Below are 17,592 nucleotides of genomic sequence, written 5' to 3'. Positions count from 1 at the left end.
TGACGGGGGCCGGTCCAGGGTCGTGTCACCCCGGCACCACCACCCGCACCACCAGCACCACTTCCACCCCCGGCACCCACCGGTACCACCAGTCCACCTGCGGCGGGTGATGGGAAAACTGTCGATTTCCGCCCCGTAACGACACAGGTGACACAGGGGGAACGGCCGGGTCGGTCAGTTCTGCAAATCGACTTCCCGTCCGGCTCCGCGCCCGTACCCTGATGCACAGCACCGGTGGGGGCCGGTGCTGATCAGGGGGCGAGACGGTCGGGGTACGACGCCCGGGTGGGGTGGCACCGGTGCACGGCGGCGGCCGTGTGCCCGCGTGCCCGCCCCGCCTCCGGGCGCCGTCCCCGCGCCTGTCCGCTTCCTCGACCCATGGGGGTTGTCCGTGGTCCGTATCCGGGTTCTGGTGGTGGACGACCACCGCATCTTCGCCGAGTCGCTCGCCGCGGCGCTGGCGGCCGAGCCCGACGTGGACGTCGCCGCGGCCGGCAGCGGTCCCGCGGCGATGCGCTGCCTCGACCGGGCCGCCGCCGAGGGCCGCCGGTTCGACGTGCTCCTCGTCGACGCGGACCTCGGCGCGGCGGCCGGGCAGCCGGTGGCGCGCGTCGTCCCGGACGGCGGCGCCGCGGACGGCATCGTCGATGGCATCTCCCTGGTCGCCGGGGTGCGCCAGGCGCAGCCCTCCGTACGGACCGTGGTCCTGGCGGAGAAGGACGACCCGGGCCGCGCCGCCCTCGCCCTGCAGGCCGGCGCGTGCGGCTGGGTGGCCAAGGACTGCTCCCTGCAGCGCCTCCTCGGGGTGATACGCGGTGTGCTGCGCGACGAGACGCACCTGGCGCCCGCCCTGCTCACCGGCGTGCTGCGGGAGCTGACGGCCGCGCGCAAGCACCGCACCGAGAGCGAGCGGCTGGTGGAGTCGCTCACCCCGCGCGAGCGGGAGGTGCTGCGCTGCATGGTGGCCGGACTGGGCCGCAAGGCGGTCGCGGAGCGGCTCTTCCTCTCCCCGCACACCGTCCGCACCCACATGCAGAACGTCCTCGGCAAGCTCGGCGTCCACTCCACGCTGGCGGCGGTCGCCCTGGCCCGCAGAGCCGGCGTGGGGCCGGCCGTGTCAGCCGGGGATGTTGTCGAACGGGGCGGTCAGCTGGCGTAGCAGCGCGGCGAGGTCGGCGCGCTGGGCGCGGGACAGCCGGGCGAGGATCGCCCGCTCCTGGTCCAACAGGCCGGCGAGGGCCTGGTCGGCGCGGTCGCGCCCCTCGGCGGTGAGGCGGACCAGGACGCCGCGCCGGTCGGTGGGGTCGGGCAGCCGCTCGACGAGGCCCTTCTTCGCGAGCCGGTCGATGCGGTTGGTCATCGTCCCGGACGTGACGAGCGTCTGGGTGAGCAGCTGGCCGGGGGAGAGCTGGTACGGGGCGCCCGCACGGCGCAGCGACGTGAGCACGTCGAACTCCCACGGCTCCAGCTGGTGCTCGGCGAAGGCGAGGCGGCGCGCCCGGTCGAGGTGGCGGGCCAGTCGGGAGACGCGGCTGAGCACCTCGAGCGGCTCCACGTCGAGGTCGGGGCGCTCTCGGCGCCATGCAGCGACCAGACGGTCGACCTCGTCCTCCATGTCGATCAGTGTAGGGGATCTGTCGACATGAAGTCTCTTGACGTCAAGAAATGTGTTTCCGGACGATTGAGCGGGCCCCGCCTGGAGCAACGTTCCGCTTAGACAACTGGCACCAGCAAGGGGGTTCGACCGTGCATTCCGCACCCACGTGGGATCCGGAGCAGTACCTGAGGCATTCCGGCCACCGCACCCGTCCGTTCCTGGACCTGCTCGCCCGGATACCGGAACTGCCCGCCACCGCGGAAGGGAGGCCCGCCCGCATCGCCGACCTCGGCTGCGGACCCGGCAACGTCACCGCGCTGCTCGCCGAGCGCTGGCCCGACGCCCACATCACCGGCTTCGACCTGTCCCCGGAGATGCTGGAGCAGGCCGACAAGCACCACGCCGGCACGACGCCCGGCGGTGGCTGGCTCGACTTCCGCCATGCCGACGCCGCGCACTGGACGCCCGACGAGCCGTACGACCTGATCGTCTCCAACGCCGCGCTCCAATGGGTGCCGGACCATCCGGACTCCTTCGCGGGCTGGCTGGAGGGCGTCGTCACGGGCGGGACCCTCGCCTTCCAGGTGCCGGCCAACTTCACCGCGCCCAGCCACGCCCTCCTCGGCGAGCTGTGCGACAGCCCCCGATGGCGCTCCCGCCTCGCCGGACACGGGCGGCGCTTCGTCCACGTCCTCGACGCGACGGAGTACCTCGGCCGGCTCACCGACCTCGGCTGCACGGCCGACGTGTGGGAGACGGTGTACGCGCAGTTGCTGCAGGGGGAGGACCCCGTGCTCGACTGGGTCAAGGGCACCGCGCTGCGCCCCGTCCTCACCGCCCTGGAGGGGGACGACGCGGCCGCCGGGGAGTTCCTGTCCCAGTACCGGGACCTGCTCCGCAAGGCGTACCCGCCGGGGCCGCACGGCACGGTCTTCCCGTACCGCCGCGTCTTCGCCGTCGCCCGGAAGGAGTACTGACCGTCCGGCCCGCGCCTCCGGGCCGGCCCCGTCCGGTCCCCGTCCCGGTCCCCGCGCCCGGCCCGCGGGGGCCGGGGCGGGCGCGGGGCGGGGGAGGGGCGCGGGGGCCGGGTCAGGACTTGCGGTGGCCTATCAGGCGGGGCTTCGGCTCCAGGCCGTCCAGGCCGTGCCAGGCGAGGTTCACCAGGTGGGCGGCGACCTCCGCCTTCTTCGGCTTGCGGGCGTCCAGCCACCACTGGCCGGTCAGCGCCACCATGCCCACCAGCGCCTGCGCGTACAGCGGGGCCAGCTTCGGGTCGAAGCCGCGGGCCTTGAACTCCAGGCCCAGGATGTCCTCCACCTGTGTGGCGATGTCGGAGATCAGCGACGCGAACGTACCCGTCGACTGGGCCACCGGTGAGTCCCGCACGAGGATCCGGAAGCCGTCCGTGTACGTCTCGATGTAGTCCAGCAGCGCGAACGCCGCCTGCTCCAGCAGCTCGCGCGGGTGCCCCGCAGTGAGCGCGCTGGTCACCATGTCGAGGAGCTGGCGCATCTCGCGGTCGACCACGACGGCGTACAGCCCCTCCTTGCCGCCGAAGTGCTCGTAGACGACCGGCTTCGACACCCCGGCCTTGGCCGCGATCTCCTCCACCGACGTGCCCTCGAAACCGCGCGTGGCGAACAGCGTGCGGCCGATGTCGAGCAGCTGCTGGCGGCGCTCCGCGCCCGTCATGCGGACGCGGCGTCCGCGCCTCGGTTTGTCGCTGCTGGTACCACTGCCGTCGATCGCCACACCGTCCATCATGCCGCGTTCGCGGAGTGCGACTGGCGGCGGGCTTCGATGCGCTCGGGGCTCGGCCAGCGCACGTCGTACGCCCAGCCCAGCTTCTCGAACCAGCGGATCAGCCGGGCGCTGGAGTCCACCTGGCCCCGCATGACGCCGTGCCGGGCGCTGGTCGGCTCGGCGTGGTGGAGGTTGTGCCAGGACTCGCCGCACGACAGCACCGCCAGCCACCAGACGTTGCCCGAGCGGTCACGCGACTTGAACGGGCGCTTGCCGACGGCGTGGCAGATGGAGTTGATCGACCACGTGACGTGGTGCAGCAGCGCGACCCGCACGAGCGAGCCCCAGAAGAACGCCGTGAACGCGCCCCACCAGGACATCGTCACCAGACCGCCCACGACCGGCGGGATCGCCAGCGACACGATCGTCCACAGGAGGAACTGGCGGGAGATCCGGCGGAGCGCCGGGTCCTTGATCAGGTCCGGGGCGTACTTCTGCTGGGGGGTCTGCTCCTCGTCGAACATCCAGCCGATGTGCGCCCACCACAGGCCCTTCATCAGCGCGGGCACGGACTCGCCGAACCGCCACGGGGAGTGCGGGTCGCCCTCGGCGTCCGAGAACTTGTGGTGCTTGCGGTGGTCCGCCACCCAGCGCACCAGCGGCCCCTCCACCGCCATCGACCCCATCACGGCGAGGGCGATGCGCAGGGGGCGCTTCGCCTTGAACGAGCCGTGGGTGAAGTAGCGGTGGAAGCCGATCGTGATGCCGTGGCAGCCGATGTAGTACATCGCGACGAGCAGGCCCAGGTCGAGCCAGCTGACGCCCCAGCCCCAGGCGAGCGGCACCGCCGCGACCAGGGCCAGGAACGGCACCGTGATGAAGAGGAGGAGGGCGATCTGCTCGATGGACCGCTTGTTGTCGCCGCCGAGGGTGGCGGACGGCACGGCGGTGTCGTCGGTCGCGGTGTCGAACACGTCGGGGCTCGTGGTCATGGGCGTCCCTGGGGGTGAGAGGAAGGGATGAGGGAGGAGACGGGGGATGGGTGTCGGGGATGGGGGATGGGGGTCGTCGTAGGGGCAGCGTGGCTACGGTTCCGTAACCTACGGCGTCGTAAGTATGGCAGCGCACCGGCTCGCGGCAAGAGGGCTGCGCACGGCGCGGCCCGGGAGGACACCTATCCTGGGTGTCGTCGGACAGCGCGGTCCGCAGCGTCCCCGAGGGATCGACCCGCCAAACCCGCCGGTAGTTCGAAGGGACGATCCCGGGACACCACAGCAGTACCCCCTCCAGACGTGCTCATCACTGCAAGGAGCCGCACCTGTGAGCAGTGCCGACCAGACCCCTTCCGCCAGCGCCGAGCTGCGTGCCGACATCCGCCGACTGGGTGACCTGCTGGGCGAGACGCTCGTACGGCAGGAAGGGCCCGAGCTCCTCGAGCTCGTCGAGAAGGTCCGCCACCTGACCCGTGAGGACGGCGAGGCCGCCGCCGAGCTGCTCGGCGACACGGACCTGGAGACCGCCGCCCGGCTGGTCCGCGCCTTCTCGATCTACTTCCACCTCGCCAACGTCACCGAGCAGGTCCACCGCGGCCGGGAGATGCGCGAGCGGCGCGCCGCCGAGGGCGGCCTGCTGGCGCGGACCGCCGACATGCTGAAGGACGGCGACCCGGACCACGTCCGTGAGGCGGTCCGCAACCTCAACGTCCGGCCGGTCTTCACCGCGCACCCGACCGAGGCCGCGCGCCGCTCGGTGCTGAACAAGCTGCGCCGCATCGCCGCCCTCCTCGACGAGCCGGTCACCGGCGCCGACCGGCGCCGCCACGACCTGCGGCTCGCCGAGAACATCGACCTCGTGTGGCAGACCGACGAGCTGCGCGTGGTGCGCCCCGAGCCCGCCGACGAGGCCCGCAACGCCATCTACTACCTGGACGAGCTGCACGCCGGCGCGGTCGGCGACGTCCTGGAGGACCTGGCCGCCGAGCTGGAGCGGGTCGGCGTCGAGCTGCCGCCCGGCACCCGCCCCCTCACCTTCGGCACCTGGATCGGCGGCGACCGCGACGGCAACCCCAACGTGACGCCGGCCGTCACCTGGGACGTGCTGATCCTCCAGCACGAGCACGGCCTCACCGACGCCATCGAGATGATCGACGAGTTGCGCGGCCTGCTCTCCAACTCCATCCGGTACGCCGGCGCCACCCCCGAGCTGCTGGACTCCCTCCAGCAGGACCTGGAGCGCCTCCCCGAGATCAGCCCCCGCTACAAGCGGCTGAACGCCGAGGAGCCGTACCGGCTCAAGGCCACCTGCATCCGGCAGAAGCTGGTCCACACCCGTGAGCGGCTCGCCCGGGGCACCGGGCACCAGGAGGGCCGCGACTACCTCGGCACCTCCGAGCTGCTCGAGGACCTCACCCTGATCCAGCGCTCCCTGCGCGAGCACCGCGGCGGCCTCCTCGCCGACGGGCACCTGGACCGCACCATCCGCACCCTGTCCGCGTTCGGCCTCCAGCTGGCCACGATGGACGTCCGCGAGCACGCCGACGCCCACCACCACGCCCTCGGCCAGCTCTTCGACCGGCTGGGCGAGGAGTCGTGGCGGTACGCGGACATGCCCCGCGAGTACCGGCAGAAGCTCCTCGCCAAGGAGCTGCGCTCCCGCCGCCCGCTCGCCCCGACCCCGGCGCCGCTCGACGCCGCCGGCGAGAAGACCCTCGGCGTCTTCCACACGGTGAAGGCGGCCTTCGAGCGGTTCGGGCCCGAGGTCATCGAGTCGTACATCATCTCGATGTGCCAGGGCGCCGACGACGTCTTCGCCGCCGCCGTCCTCGCCCGCGAGGCCGGCCTCGTCGACCTGCACGCCGGCTGGGCGAAGATCGGCATCGTGCCGCTGCTGGAGACGACGGACGAGCTGAAGGCCGCCGACGTCATCCTCAACGACATGCTCGCCGACCCCTCCTACCGGCGGCTCGTCTCCCTCCGCGGCGACGTCCAGGAGGTCATGCTCGGCTACTCCGACTCCTCCAAGTTCGGCGGCATCACCACCTCCCAGTGGGAGATCCACCGCGCGCAGCGCAGGCTGCGCGACGTCGCCCACCGCTACGGCGTGCGGCTGCGGCTCTTCCACGGCCGCGGCGGCACGGTCGGCCGCGGTGGCGGCCCCTCGCACGACGCGATCCTCGCCCAGCCCTGGGGCACCCTGGAGGGCGAGATCAAGGTCACGGAGCAGGGCGAGGTCATCTCCGACAAGTACCTCATCCCGTCCCTCGCGCGGGAGAACCTGGAGCTGACCGTCGCCGCGACGCTCCAGGCGTCCGCCCTGCACACCGCGCCCCGCCAGTCCGACGAGTCCCTCGCCCGCTGGGACGCGGCCATGGACACCGTCTCGGACGCCGCGCACTCGGCCTACCGCAGGCTCGTGGAGGACCCGGACCTGCCGGCGTACTTCTTCGCCTCCACCCCGGTGGACCAGCTCGCGGAGCTGCACCTCGGCTCCCGGCCGTCCCGCCGCCCCGACTCGGGCGCCGGCCTGGACGGGCTGCGGGCCATCCCGTGGGTCTTCGGCTGGACGCAGTCCCGGCAGATCGTGCCCGGCTGGTACGGGGTGGGCTCCGGCCTGAAGGCGCTGCGCGACGCCGGCCTCGACGACGTCCTCGCCGAGATGTACGGGCAGTGGCACTTCTTCCGCAACTTCCTGTCGAACGTCGAGATGACCCTCGCCAAGACCGACCTGCGGATCGCCCGGCACTACGTCGAGACGCTCGTCCCCACCGAGCTGCGGCACGTCTTCGCCACCATCGAGGCCGAGCACGCCCTGACCGTGCAGCAGGTCCTCGCGGTCACCGGTGAGCGGGAGCTGCTGGAGGCGCAGCCCGCCCTCCGGCAGACCTTCACCGTCCGCGACGCCTACCTGGACCCGATCTCCTACCTCCAGGTGGCGCTGCTGAAGCGGCAGCGCGACGCGGCGGCCGCCGGCGAGCCGGCCGACCCGCTGCTGGCCCGCGCCCTGCTGCTCACCGTGAACGGCGTGGCCGCCGGTCTGCGCAACACCGGCTGACCGCGCCCCCGCACACGGAACGGGCCCCCGCCGGATTCGCTCCGGCGGGGGCCCGCCCCGTTCACGCGCTGGGCGCGTGCCGTCAGTGCTGCTGGGCCTTGCGGCGGCGCATCACCAGGACGGCGCCACCGGCGACGAGCGCGCCGGCGAGCGCGGCGAGGAGGCCGACGGGGGCGCTGCTGCCGGTCTCGGCGAGGTCACCGGTCGCGGGGCCCTCGGACGGCGCGGCGCTCGGCGCGGTCCCGCCCGGGACGGACTCGGACGGCGCGGGCTCACCCGGCGTCACGGAAGGCGACGGCGTGGTCGCGGGGGACTCGGAGGGGTTCTCCGAGGGGTTCTCGGAGGGGTTCTCGCTCGGGTTCTCCGAGGGGTTCTCGCTCGGGTTCCCGGACGGGTTCTCCGACGGGTTCTCGCTCGGGTTCCCGCTCGGGTTCTCGGAGGGGTTCTCCGAGGGGTTCTCGCTCGGGGAGGTCTTCGCCGGGCAGGTGTGCGACAGGTTGAACTTCTTCAGGTCGCCGCCCTTCACCTCGGCGACGACCGAGGTCAGCGTGGCGCCGGGCGCCGAAGCGACGTAGGCGTGCTTGTCGGACGGCGGGCCGAAGACGGTGACGACCTGCTGGCCGCCCGGCTCGAAGGTGACCGTCAGCTTGACGAAGCGGGCCGTGTTGCCGGGCAGCACGAAGTGCCAGCCGTCCTGGTCCGCGGGGATGTCGGCGCAGGTGCCGGCGCCCTGCTGAGGGGCGCCCTCGTCGGTCGCCGTGCGGGGCAGCTCCTGCCGCAGCACGGGGGAGTAGGTGTCGCCCTTGGTGGCGTGGGCGGCGGGGGCGGAGAGCAGACCGACGGCCGCGGCGGCCACGAGGGCGCCGGTGGTCTTCGTAAGGGAGCGCATGGGCAGTCCAACGTGAGAGGTGACGGTGCCGTGGGGGGCGGCTCAGCTTCCTGTGGCACGGCGCACCAGTCAAGGGGGATCCTGGGCATCCGGAAGGGTTCGTACCGTTTGTCTTCGAGACTCGCCATCACGTTTCGGCCACGGCGCGTTTGGTTGTACGGGGATCCGTACCGGTTCCGCCACAAGGCCGCTCCGCGACGGTTGCTGACGCCCCGTCAGAGCGCGAAGAACGCCGCCACGAGCAGCGCGCCGCCCGCCGCGCCCGCGGCGTACGCGCCCCGGGTCCAGCGCAGTCCGCCGCCGATGACCAGCGAGGCGAGCAGCAGCGCGCCGCCCAGGGGCAGCCACGCGTGGAGGCCGCCCGCCCAGCCGGTGCGCACGGCCTCGGTGGTGCCGGGCTTCACGACGACGGCGTACCGGCCGCCCTTCTCGACGGCGACCGACCGCGCGATCGTCGTGTCCGTGCGCGGCGGGGTGGGGTCCTCGGGGACGAACCGGCCCGTGCACACCTCGTCGCCGCACCCGGTGACGGTCAGCGTGCCGTGCTCGCGCCCCTGGGAGAGCAGCACGTGCTGCGCGGTGCCCCAGGACGCCCAGACGCCCGCGACCACCAGCAGCAGCGCGACGAGCGCCATGGCGGTGACACGGGCGAACGGCAGAACAGAGGTCCGCTTCTTGGGGCTCATGGGGCGCGATCCTTGGCCATGGGACCGCGCCGGGTCAATTCCGGGGCCGGTCCGTCAGGAGTTGTAAGCGGACTGTGCGCGCTCCAGGCCCTCGGTGACCAGTGCCTCGACGGAGTCCGCAGCGCGGTCCACCAGGTAGTCGAGCTCCTTGCGTTCGGCGCCGGAGAAGTCCTTGAGGACGAAGTCGGCGACCTGCATCCGGCCGGGCGGGCGCCCGATGCCGAACCGCACCCGGTGGTAGTCGGGGCCCATGGCCTTGGTCATCGACTTGAGGCCGTTGTGGCCGTTGTCGCCGCCGCCCAGCTTGAGGCGGAGCGCGCCGAAGTCGATGTCCAGCTCGTCGTGGACGGCCACGACGTGGGCGGTGGGCACCTTGTAGAAGTCCCGCAGCTGGGTGACGGGCCCGCCGGAGAGGTTCATGTACGCCATCGGCTTGGCCAGCACGACGCGACGGCCGGCCGGTCCGGGCGGGCCGATGCGCCCCTCGACGACCTGCGCCTGTGCCTTGCCGTGGCGCTTGAACGAGCCGCCGACGCGCTGGGCGAGGAGGTCGACCACCATGAAGCCGACGTTGTGCCGGTTCGCGGCGTAACCGGGGCCCGGGTTGCCCAGCCCCGCGATCAGCCAGGGGGCGCTGGCGTCGGTCGTCATCTGCGTGTGCCTCCGGAAGGGGTGTGGGGGGTGCGGTGCACCCCCACGACGACATCAGGCTCGGGCTGTTCAGGCCTCGGTGGCCTCGTCGCCCTCGCCGGCGGCCGGCTCCTCGGCCTGCGCGGCCAGGACCTGCAGGACGACGGTGTCGGCCTCGACGGCCAGGGTGACGCCCTTGGGCAGCGGGATGTCCTTCGCCAGGACGGAGTCGCCGGCGCCCAGGCCCTCGACGGAGACGGTCAGGGACTCGGGGATGTGGGTGGCCTCGGCCTCGACGGGCAGCGCGTTCAGCACGTGCTCCAGGAGGTTGCCGCCGGCGGCCAGCTCGCCCTCGGTCTGGACCGGGATCTCGACGTTGACCTGCTCGCCGCGGTTCACGAGCAGCAGGTCGACGTGCACGATGAAGCCCTTCAGCGGGTCGCGCTGCACGGCCTTCGGGATGGCCAGCTCGGTCTTGCCGTCGAGCTGCAGCGCGAGCAGCGCGTTGGAGGTCTTGAGGGCCATCATCAGGTCGTGGCCCGGCAGGGTCACGTGGACCGGGTCGGCGCCGTGGCCGTACAGGACGCCCGGAACCTTGTTCTCGCGGCGGACGCGGCGGGCGGCACCCTTGCCGAACTCGCTGCGGGTCTCGGCGGAGATCTTCACCTCGGACATGGAGCACTCCTCGTAAGCATGGAACGGACATCTGGTCGCGGTCACTCGGCCACGACTGGACTTGGCCTGCTACGAAGAGCGCGTCGATAACGGACCGCCGCGGTCGTCACGACCACGGCCTCCCTCGCCGAGCAACCCGCCCAGTCTACGCGCCGCCCGCCGCCGGACCCAACTGGATCATCGCCGACCGCCGGGGGAAGGGGCGGCGGCCCCCCCCCGGGACGGCCGGAAGGCCGCCTCCCCGTGCGGGGGAGACGGCCTTCCGGACCGGGGGCGGGACCCGGTCAGCCCTGCTCCTCGAAGAGGCTGGTGACCGAACCGTCCTCGAAGACCTCGTGCACCGCGCGGGCGATCGTCGGCGCGATCGACAGCACCGTGATCTTGTCGAGCTCCAGCTCGCCCGGGGTCGGCAGCGTGTTGGTCAGGACGACCTCGCTGACCTTCGAGTTCTTCAGGCGGTCCGCGGCCGGGCCGGAGAGGATGCCGTGCGTCGCGGTGACGATGACGTCCTCGGCGCCGTGCGCGAAGAGCGCCTCGGCGGCGGCGCAGATGGTGCCACCGGTGTCGATCATGTCGTCGACCAGGACGCACACGCGGCCCTCGACCTCGCCGACGACCTCGTGGACGGTCACCTGGTTGGCGACGTCCTTGTCGCGGCGCTTGTGCACGATCGCCAGCGGGGCCTCCAGCCGGTCGCACCAGCGGTCTGCGACGCGTACGCGGCCGGCGTCCGGGGAGACGATCGTCAGCTTGGAGCGGTCGACCTTGGCGCCCACGTAGTCGGCGAGGACCGGCAGCGCCGTCAGGTGGTCGACCGGGCCGTCGAAGAAGCCCTGGATCTGGTCGGTGTGCAGGTCCACTGTGAGGATGCGGTTCGCGCCCGCGCACTTCAGCAGGTCGGCGACGAGACGCGCCGAGATCGGCTCGCGGCCCTTGTGCTTCTTGTCCTGGCGGGCGTAGCCGTAGGACGGGATGATCACGGTGATGCTCGCGGCGGAGGCCCGCTTCAGAGCGTCGATCATGATCAGCTGCTCCATGATCCACTTGTTGATGGGAGCCGTGTGGCTCTGCATCAGGAAGCAGTCCGCACCGCGCGCCGACTCCTGGAAGCGGACGTAGATCTCACCGTTGGCGAAGTCGAACGCCTTCGTCGGCACCAGGTCGACGCCCAACTGGTGCGCGACCTCCTCGGCCAGCTCGGGGTGGGCGCGGCCGGAGAAGAGCATCAGCTTCTTCTCGCCGGTCGTCTTGATCCCGGTCACAGCACTGTCTCCTCAGACGTGTTCCCTGGCCGCGCGTCCCGTGTGCCGCGAACCAGCCGAATTTGTGTGCACGTATCACGGTACGCCCAGTACGGCGTACTCGTTTTCGGTCAGGCGCCGCCCTCGGGCTCGCCGCCGGCCGTCGCGGCCGCCTGCGCGGCGGCGCTCCCGGGTCGCTTGCGGGCCACCCAACCCTCGATATTCCGCTGCTGACCACGGGCCACGGCCAGCGCACCGGCCGGCACGTCCTTGGTGATCACGGAGCCGGCGGCGGTGTAGGCACCGTCCCCGACCGTGACGGGAGCCACAAACATGTTGTCCGAGCCCGTCTTGCAGTGGGACCCGATCGTCGTGTGGTGCTTCTTCTCGCCGTCGTAGTTCACGAAGACGCTGGCGGCGCCGATGTTCGTCTGTTCGCCGATGGTGGCGTCGCCCACGTACGACAGGTGCGGCACCTTCGTGCCGTCGCCGATCGTGGCGTTCTTCGTCTCGACGTACGTGCCGATCTTGCTCTTGACGCCGAGGCGCGTGCCCGGGCGCAGGTACGCGTACGGGCCGACGGTGGCGCTCTCGCCGATCTCGGCGGAGTCCGCGACGGTGTTGTCCACACGGGCGCCGCGGCCCACCGTGGTGTCCTTCAGCCGGGTGTTGGGGCCGACCTCGCAGTCCTCCGCGAGGTGCGTGGTGCCCAGCAGCTGCGTACCGGGGTGGACCACCGCGTCCCGCTCGAACGTCACCGTGACGTCGAGCTGCACGGACGCCGGGTCGACCACGGTCACGCCGGCGGTCATGGCGCGCTCCAGGAGGCGCCGGTTGAGCAGCGCGCGGGCCTCGGAGAGCTGCACGCGGTTGTTGATGCCGAGGATCTCGCGGTGGTCGCCCGCGACGCACGCGCCGACGCGGTGCCCGGCCTCGCGCAGGATGCCGAGCACGTCGGTGAGGTACTCCTCGCCCTGGCTGTTGTCCGTGCGGACCTTGCCGAGCGCGTCGGCGAGGAGACGCCCGTCGAAGGCGAAGACACCGGAGTTGATCTCGCTGATGGCGCGCTGGGCGTCCGTGGCGTCCTTGTGCTCCACGATCGCCGTGACGGCGCCCGTCCCCGGGTCGCGCACGATGCGGCCGTAGCCGGTGGAGTCCGGGACCTCGGCCGTCAGCACCGTGACGGCGTTGCCGTCGGCGGCGTGGGTCGCGGCGAGCGCGCCGAGCGTCCCGCCCGACAGCAGCGGGGTGTCGCCGCACACCACGACCACGGTGCCGTCGACCTCGCCCAGCTCCTCCAGGGCCATGCGGACCGCGTGACCGGTGCCGTTCTGCTCGTACTGCACGGCCGTGCGGGACCCCGGGTAGTGCTCCGCCAGGTGCCCGGCGACCTGCTCGCGGGCGTGGCCGACGACGACGCACAGGTGCTCGGGGTCCAGCTCGCGCGCGGCGGAGACGACGTGTCCGACGAGGGAACGGCCGCAGATCTCGTGCAGGACCTTGGGGGTCTTGGACTTCATGCGGGTGCCCTCACCCGCGGCGAGGACGATGACTGCGGCCGGGGGGTTGGCGCTCACGAGTGGCCCTTCGGCTTCGGGTGGTGGACACCCGCAGGATACCGGGGGGTTTCCCGAGCGAGAGGGGGGCGGGTCCCGGCCCGGAGGCCAGGACCGCTGATGTCGCCGCGACAGGCTCCCCCATCAGGATTCGAACCTGAACATACGGGACCAAAACCCGCAGTGCTGCCTGATTACACCATGGGGGATCAACCCGGCCGTACCGGACGAGAAGTCGGTGCGCCGGACCGGCACGCAACACTATGCCGTACGGGGCGCCCTGCGTGCGACGGTGCCGGTGGCCTGCGCGGGGAGGCGACGCCGGCGCCGGGCGTGACGGCGCCGGTGGGCCTGCGCGCGCAGGCGTGATCGGGGGCGCGGTGGTGGTGTGGCGGGGCGCGGTCGGGGGCGATGTGGGGGGCGTGGCGGGGCGCGGTGGTGGCGGGTGGTGGTGCCGGGAAGGGGCGGGGCGGTGGTGCCGGGAGGGCGTGGGCGGCGGCCTTGACGGTGCCGGGCGGGGCTCCGGAGGCCGCCCGTAGGCTGGGAGACATGACCACGACGGGGGCACACCAGGACACGGCGGGCACGCCCGCGCGCGGTCCCTGGTGGTGGGGGAGGCGGCGCAGCGCCGCGCTGGACATCGGACTCGGGGTCCTGTCGGCCCTGGAGTGCGCGGCCGAGGGCGCCGGCTTCGCCGGCGACGCCGGCCTGCCGCTGCCGGTGGGGGTGCTGTTCGGGCTGGTCGTCGGATCGGTGCTGGTCCTGCGGCGCCGGTGGCCGATCGTCGTCGTCCTCGTCGCCATCGCCGTCACCCCGGCCGAAATGGGCTACGTCATGGGGTTCGTCGGCCTGTACTCGCTCGCCGCCTGCGAGGTGCCCCGGCGGATCACCGCCGCTCTCGCGGGGATGTCGCTCGCCGCGTCCTTCCTGGTGACCTTCGTCCGCGTGCGGCAGGACGTCGCCGCCGCGGACTTCGAGACGGGCTCCTGGTACGTGCCGCTGGTGTCGGCGTTCATGGCCGTCGGCCTGACCGCCCCGCCCGTGCTGTTCGGTCTCTATATAGGGGCACGCCGACGGCTCATGGAGAGCCTGCGCGAGCGGGCCGACAGCCTGGAGCAGGAGCTGTCGCTCCTCGCCGACCAGGCGGAGCAGCGGGCGCAGCTGGCGCGCACCGAGGAGCGGACGAGGATCGCCCGCGAGATGCACGACGTGGTCGCCCACCGGGTCAGCCTCATGGTGGTGCACGCCGCGGCGCTCCAGGCGGTCGCCCTGAAGGACCCGCAGAAGGCCGTGAGGAACGCGGCGCTCGTCGGCGAGATGGGCCGCCAGGCCCTGACCGAACTGCGGGAGATGCTGGGCGTGCTCCGCTCCGATCCCGTCTCCCCGCCCCCGCCCCCGGCCGCGCGCCGCGGCGCGGCGCGCCCGGCGGCCGTGGGACCGGCCGCGACCGCCGCGTCGGCCGCCGAGGCGGCCGGCGGCGAGGACGGGCCGTGTCTCCGTGACGTCGAGGAACTCGTCGAGCAGTCCCGCGCGGCGGGCACGGTGGTCGAGCTGCTGGTGTCGGGGGACGCGCGGGAGTACGCGCCGGAGGTCGAGCAGACCGCGTACCGCGTGGTGCAGGAGGCCCTGACCAACGTCCACAAGCACGCGGCGGGCTCGAAGGTCGTCGTCCGGCTCGCGCACCGCGGCGACGAGGTCGCCATGCAGGTGGAGAACGGGCCGTGCGACGCGGCCGCCGCCGACGCCGACCTGCCGAGCGGCGGCAACGGCCTGGTGGGGATGCGCGAGCGCGTCACCGCCCTGGGCGGCGTCTTCGTCTCCGGCCCGACGGACGCGGGCGGCTTCCGCGTCTCGGCGGTTCTGCCGGCCACCACCTGAGCCCCCGGCCGACCACCCGCGCGGCAACGGGTCCGCGACGGGACTTCGGGCGCCGGGCGGTACGGGTCCGCGACGGGGCTTCGGGCGCCGGGCGGTACGGCGGACCGGCCCGACGGTCACGTGGGGGCGCCGGGGCTCCGCCTGCTGGGCGGGTACGTGCGCGGCGCCATGGTCCGGTGGCGGCAAGGACGGCGCTGTTTCTCGGGCGCCGGGCGCCGGGCGCCGGGCGGTGGGCGGTACGGGCACGGGCGCCATGGCCCGCCGGCGGGCTGCGCCGGGCGGTGCGCGGCACTCGGCACTCGGCGCACGGCGCACGGCACGCGGCACGCGGTACGGGTGCGGGCGCCACGGCCCGGCGGCGGGGGGCGGTGCCGGCGGGCCGACCCGTCAGGGGTTGGTGAGGCGGACCGGGTGCACGCCGGTGATCAGGGCGGACAGGGCGTGGTCGACGTCCGGGCCCAGGTACCAGTCGCCCGCGTGGTCAAGGCTGTACACCCGTCCGTCGATGTCGATGGCCAGCACCGCCTGGTCGTCGGTCTCCGCGCCCAGCGGCGCCAGCTCCGTCTCCAGCGCCCGGCCCAGGTCGGACAGGCTGCGGGCCAGGTGCAGCCCGGCGAGCGGGTCCATGAGCAGCGGCGTCGGCGCGATCTGCCGGCCCTGCCCCGGCGGTGTGATCCGCAGGCCGCCGAACTCGGCCCACGCCTCCACGGCCGCGGGGAACACGCTGTGCCGGTGGCCGGCGGGCGAGACGTGCGCGCGCAGGGCGTCCGCCCAGTGCTCGGCCTGCTGGATGTCCCAGCGGCCGGGCTGCCAGCCGGCCTCGCGCAGGGCGGCGTCCACGGCGACGGAGAAGCGGGTGGTGTCGATGTCGGGCATGTCGGGTGCGGTCAGCCGTTCTGGTGGGTCGCGGTCGGGTCGACGGGGCGTACGCCGAAGTGCGCGAGGAGGGCGGCACAGGAGCGGCAGGGCGCGGCGTAGCTGCCGTGCAGCGGGTCGCCGTCCTCGCGGATGCGCCGCGCCGTGACCTTGGCGTTCCGCAGGGTCCGCTTCGCCTCGCCCGTGGTCAGCGGCTTGCGCCGGGCTCGTTTGGAGCGGCCGCTCTCCATGGCGCTCAGGTGCCGGGAGAGCAGGATCGCCTCGGGGCAGCGACCCGTGTACCGCTCGCGCTGCCCGCTCGTGAGCGTGTCGAGGAAGTCCTGCACGAGGGGGTGCAGGACGGGCGGCTGGTTGCCGCGGGCGGCGGTGCACGTGAGGGTCTCGCCGCGGACGGACAGGGCCGCGCCGACGGTCGGCAGTATCCCGTCGCGCCGGTGGCGCAGCGCCGGCGCGGGGCCGGGGGCCGCGCTGCTCCACGACAGGCGCGGGTCACCGCCGCCGTGGCCCGCGTCCGGTGCGGCGGGTGTGGTTCCTGATGGCGCTGCGTGCATGGTGGTGCGTTTCCCCTCTGTGCAATCCCCCCAGTTGCGGGGACAGACTGCCAAATGGGTGAGGAGATGGGAAACGGGGTCGCCGAAACGTGCCACGGGTGTGTCGCATGATCGCCGATGGGTCACCTGGGGGTGACGGATGGTCACCGGAACGGAGGTACCGGCCGCCCTCCGGCCCCACCGCATAGGCTGTGCGGAACCAGCCAGCAGCAGCCAGGGGGCAACCGCCATGACGACAGGTCGGCTCGGGCACCGCGCCGCGCCGCCGAACGCGGCCTACGCCGGGCAGGTCGTGCACTTCCCGGACCCCGTCCGGGCCGCCCGCCACCCCAGAGGGGTGCGGATGGACGCCGACGGCCACCCGGACTTCTCGCCCTACGCCCGCGCCGCCGCGGAGATCGCGGAGCCGCCGGAGGGCTTCGGCGTGGACGAGCTCCGGCTGACGGACTACGTCTCGGCGAACGCGGCCCTGAAGGCCGCCGGCCACGCCCTGTGGGACACCGTCCCGGCGGTCGGCACGCCTCACGGCTGGACTTGGCACCACGTCCCCGGCACGCGCCGCATGGAGCTCGTCCCCGTCGAGGTGAAGGCGCTGCTGCGGCACCACGGCGGGCTCGCCACCGCGGCCGTCGACCACGGCAAGCGCGGCACGCGCCCCCTCCAGGAGACCCGGCCCGCGCACTTCGGGCTGCCGAGGAGCGCGGTCTCCGTCTCCGAGACGCAGCTGCAGGGCGTCGAGGAGGACCTCGGCTACCGGCTGCCGGGCGCCTACCGCTCGTTCCTCAAGGCGGCGGGCGGCTGCGCGCCCGTCGGCGTCGCCCTCGACGCCGAGCTGGGGTTGCTGGTGGACCAGCCCTTCTTCACGGTGCGCGACGAGGCCGGGGTCAACGACCTCGTGTACGTCAACAAGTGCCTGCGCGACCACCTCACCAAGGACTACCTGGGCGTCGCCTTCGTCCAGGGCGGCCTGGTGGCGGTGCGGGTGCGCGGCGCCGGGGCGGGCTCGGTGTGGTTCTGCGCGTACGACGACGCGCGTGACGGCGACGGCACGACGGTCCAGGACCGCATGGAGCGGCTTCTGCTGCCGTGCGGGGCCGACTTCGACGAGTTCCTGCAGCGGCTGGCGGGCAGCCCGCCCGAGCTGGAGACGGTGGCGAACCTGATGGTGGACGGCGGCTTCGCGCGGGCCGTCCCGGTCACGGGCGAGGAGTGACGGTCCG

Annotated in this window: 16 protein-coding genes and 1 tRNA gene; 5 read left to right on the top strand and 12 right to left on the bottom strand. The window is 73.2% G+C overall.

Translation table 11 applies throughout. From position 1 onward, the window contains the following. Positions 1 to 391 precede the first annotated feature (391 nt). Positions 392 to 1,159 (top strand): LuxR C-terminal-related transcriptional regulator, encoded by a 768-nt coding sequence (locus NRO40_RS12085; protein ID WP_058945126.1) that lies wholly within the window; start codon positions 392 to 394, stop codon positions 1,157 to 1,159. On the opposite strand, the gene NRO40_RS12080 is transcribed toward NRO40_RS12085, so the two are convergent. Further along, the gene (locus NRO40_RS12080; protein ID WP_058945125.1) at positions 1,118 to 1,615 is read right to left on the bottom strand and encodes a MarR family winged helix-turn-helix transcriptional regulator; all 498 of its coding nucleotides are present in this window, start codon (positions 1,613 to 1,615) and stop codon (positions 1,118 to 1,120) included. The two genes, NRO40_RS12085 and NRO40_RS12080, sit on opposite strands and share 42 nt — an antisense overlap. 131 nt (positions 1,616 to 1,746) lie before the next feature. On the opposite strand from NRO40_RS12080, the gene NRO40_RS12075 reads away from it, so the two are divergent. After that, on the top strand, positions 1,747 to 2,574 hold the full coding sequence (locus tag NRO40_RS12075; RefSeq protein WP_058945124.1) for a trans-aconitate 2-methyltransferase: 828 nt from the start codon (positions 1,747 to 1,749) through the stop codon (positions 2,572 to 2,574). 112 nt (positions 2,575 to 2,686) lie between these two features. Here the strand turns inward: NRO40_RS12075 and NRO40_RS12070 are convergent, their stop codons facing one another. Beyond that, the gene (locus tag NRO40_RS12070) at positions 2,687 to 3,358 is read right to left on the bottom strand and encodes a TetR/AcrR family transcriptional regulator (RefSeq protein WP_058945123.1); all 672 of its coding nucleotides are present in this window, start codon (positions 3,356 to 3,358) and stop codon (positions 2,687 to 2,689) included. Continuing rightward, entirely contained in the window at positions 3,358 to 4,332 is a 975-nt protein-coding gene (locus tag NRO40_RS12065) for an acyl-CoA desaturase (protein ID WP_058945122.1), read from the bottom strand. The genes NRO40_RS12070 and NRO40_RS12065 overlap by 1 nt, the downstream gene beginning before the upstream one ends. Before the next feature lie 328 nt (positions 4,333 to 4,660). On the opposite strand from NRO40_RS12065, the gene ppc reads away from it, so the two are divergent. Continuing rightward, positions 4,661 to 7,390, top strand: coding sequence for a phosphoenolpyruvate carboxylase (ppc, locus tag NRO40_RS12060; RefSeq protein WP_058945121.1), 2,730 nt, complete (start codon positions 4,661 to 4,663; stop codon positions 7,388 to 7,390). 82 nt (positions 7,391 to 7,472) lie between these two features. On the opposite strand, the gene NRO40_RS12055 is transcribed toward ppc, so the two are convergent. The 7 genes from NRO40_RS12055 to NRO40_RS12025 all read right to left on the bottom strand — a co-directional run bounded on the left by NRO40_RS12055 (position 7,473) and on the right by NRO40_RS12025 (position 13,276). Then, positions 7,473 to 8,279, bottom strand: a complete 807-nt coding sequence (locus NRO40_RS12055; RefSeq protein ID WP_058945120.1) for an LPXTG cell wall anchor domain-containing protein — start codon at positions 8,277 to 8,279, stop codon at positions 7,473 to 7,475. Between the two features lie 215 nt (positions 8,280 to 8,494). Then, entirely contained in the window at positions 8,495 to 8,965 is a 471-nt protein-coding gene (locus tag NRO40_RS12050) for a hypothetical protein (protein ID WP_058945119.1), read from the bottom strand. A gap of 54 nt (positions 8,966 to 9,019) precedes the next feature. Beyond that, complete coding sequence (gene pth / locus NRO40_RS12045) at positions 9,020 to 9,616, bottom strand: aminoacyl-tRNA hydrolase (protein ID WP_058945118.1); 597 nt, start codon at positions 9,614 to 9,616, stop codon at positions 9,020 to 9,022. 69 nt (positions 9,617 to 9,685) lie between these two features. Next, positions 9,686 to 10,270, bottom strand: a complete 585-nt coding sequence (locus NRO40_RS12040; RefSeq protein ID WP_058945117.1) for a 50S ribosomal protein L25/general stress protein Ctc — start codon at positions 10,268 to 10,270, stop codon at positions 9,686 to 9,688. A gap of 284 nt (positions 10,271 to 10,554) precedes the next feature. Then, a complete protein-coding gene (locus tag NRO40_RS12035; protein ID WP_257375406.1) occupies positions 10,555 to 11,532 on the bottom strand; it encodes a ribose-phosphate diphosphokinase in 978 nt (325 codons plus the stop codon). Positions 11,533 to 11,642: 110 nt separating this feature from the next. Beyond that, entirely contained in the window at positions 11,643 to 13,088 is a 1,446-nt protein-coding gene (gene glmU, locus NRO40_RS12030; RefSeq protein WP_058945428.1) for a bifunctional UDP-N-acetylglucosamine diphosphorylase/glucosamine-1-phosphate N-acetyltransferase GlmU, read from the bottom strand. A gap of 115 nt (positions 13,089 to 13,203) precedes the next feature. After that, positions 13,204 to 13,276: transfer RNA gene (locus NRO40_RS12025), tRNA-Gln, on the bottom strand. Positions 13,277 to 13,616: 340 nt separating this feature from the next. On the opposite strand from NRO40_RS12025, the gene NRO40_RS12020 reads away from it, so the two are divergent. Then, positions 13,617 to 14,945 carry a sensor histidine kinase gene (locus NRO40_RS12020; RefSeq protein WP_058945429.1) on the top strand — a complete coding sequence of 443 codons (1,329 nt, stop codon included), beginning with the start codon at positions 13,617 to 13,619 and terminating at the stop codon, positions 14,943 to 14,945. Between the two features lie 387 nt (positions 14,946 to 15,332). Here NRO40_RS12020 and NRO40_RS12015 read toward each other — a convergent pair whose 3' ends face one another. Both NRO40_RS12015 and NRO40_RS12010 read right to left on the bottom strand, forming a co-directional pair. Further along, the gene (locus NRO40_RS12015; protein ID WP_058945430.1) at positions 15,333 to 15,821 is read right to left on the bottom strand and encodes an SUKH-3 domain-containing protein; all 489 of its coding nucleotides are present in this window, start codon (positions 15,819 to 15,821) and stop codon (positions 15,333 to 15,335) included. Between the two features lie 11 nt (positions 15,822 to 15,832). Beyond that, entirely contained in the window at positions 15,833 to 16,372 is a 540-nt protein-coding gene (locus NRO40_RS12010; protein WP_058945431.1) for a YwqJ-related putative deaminase, read from the bottom strand. A 229-nt stretch (positions 16,373 to 16,601) separates the two neighbouring features. Here NRO40_RS12010 and NRO40_RS12005 point away from each other — a divergent pair, with 229 nt between their 5' ends. After that, on the top strand, positions 16,602 to 17,585 hold the full coding sequence (locus tag NRO40_RS12005) for an SMI1/KNR4 family protein (protein WP_058945432.1): 984 nt from the start codon (positions 16,602 to 16,604) through the stop codon (positions 17,583 to 17,585). Positions 17,586 to 17,592 lie beyond the last annotated feature (7 nt).

It is taken from the genome of Streptomyces changanensis (assembly GCF_024600715.1).
Taxonomy (GTDB): Bacteria; Actinomycetota; Actinomycetes; order Streptomycetales; family Streptomycetaceae; genus Streptomyces; species Streptomyces changanensis.
This window is presented reverse-complemented; position numbering and strand designations above follow the sequence as displayed.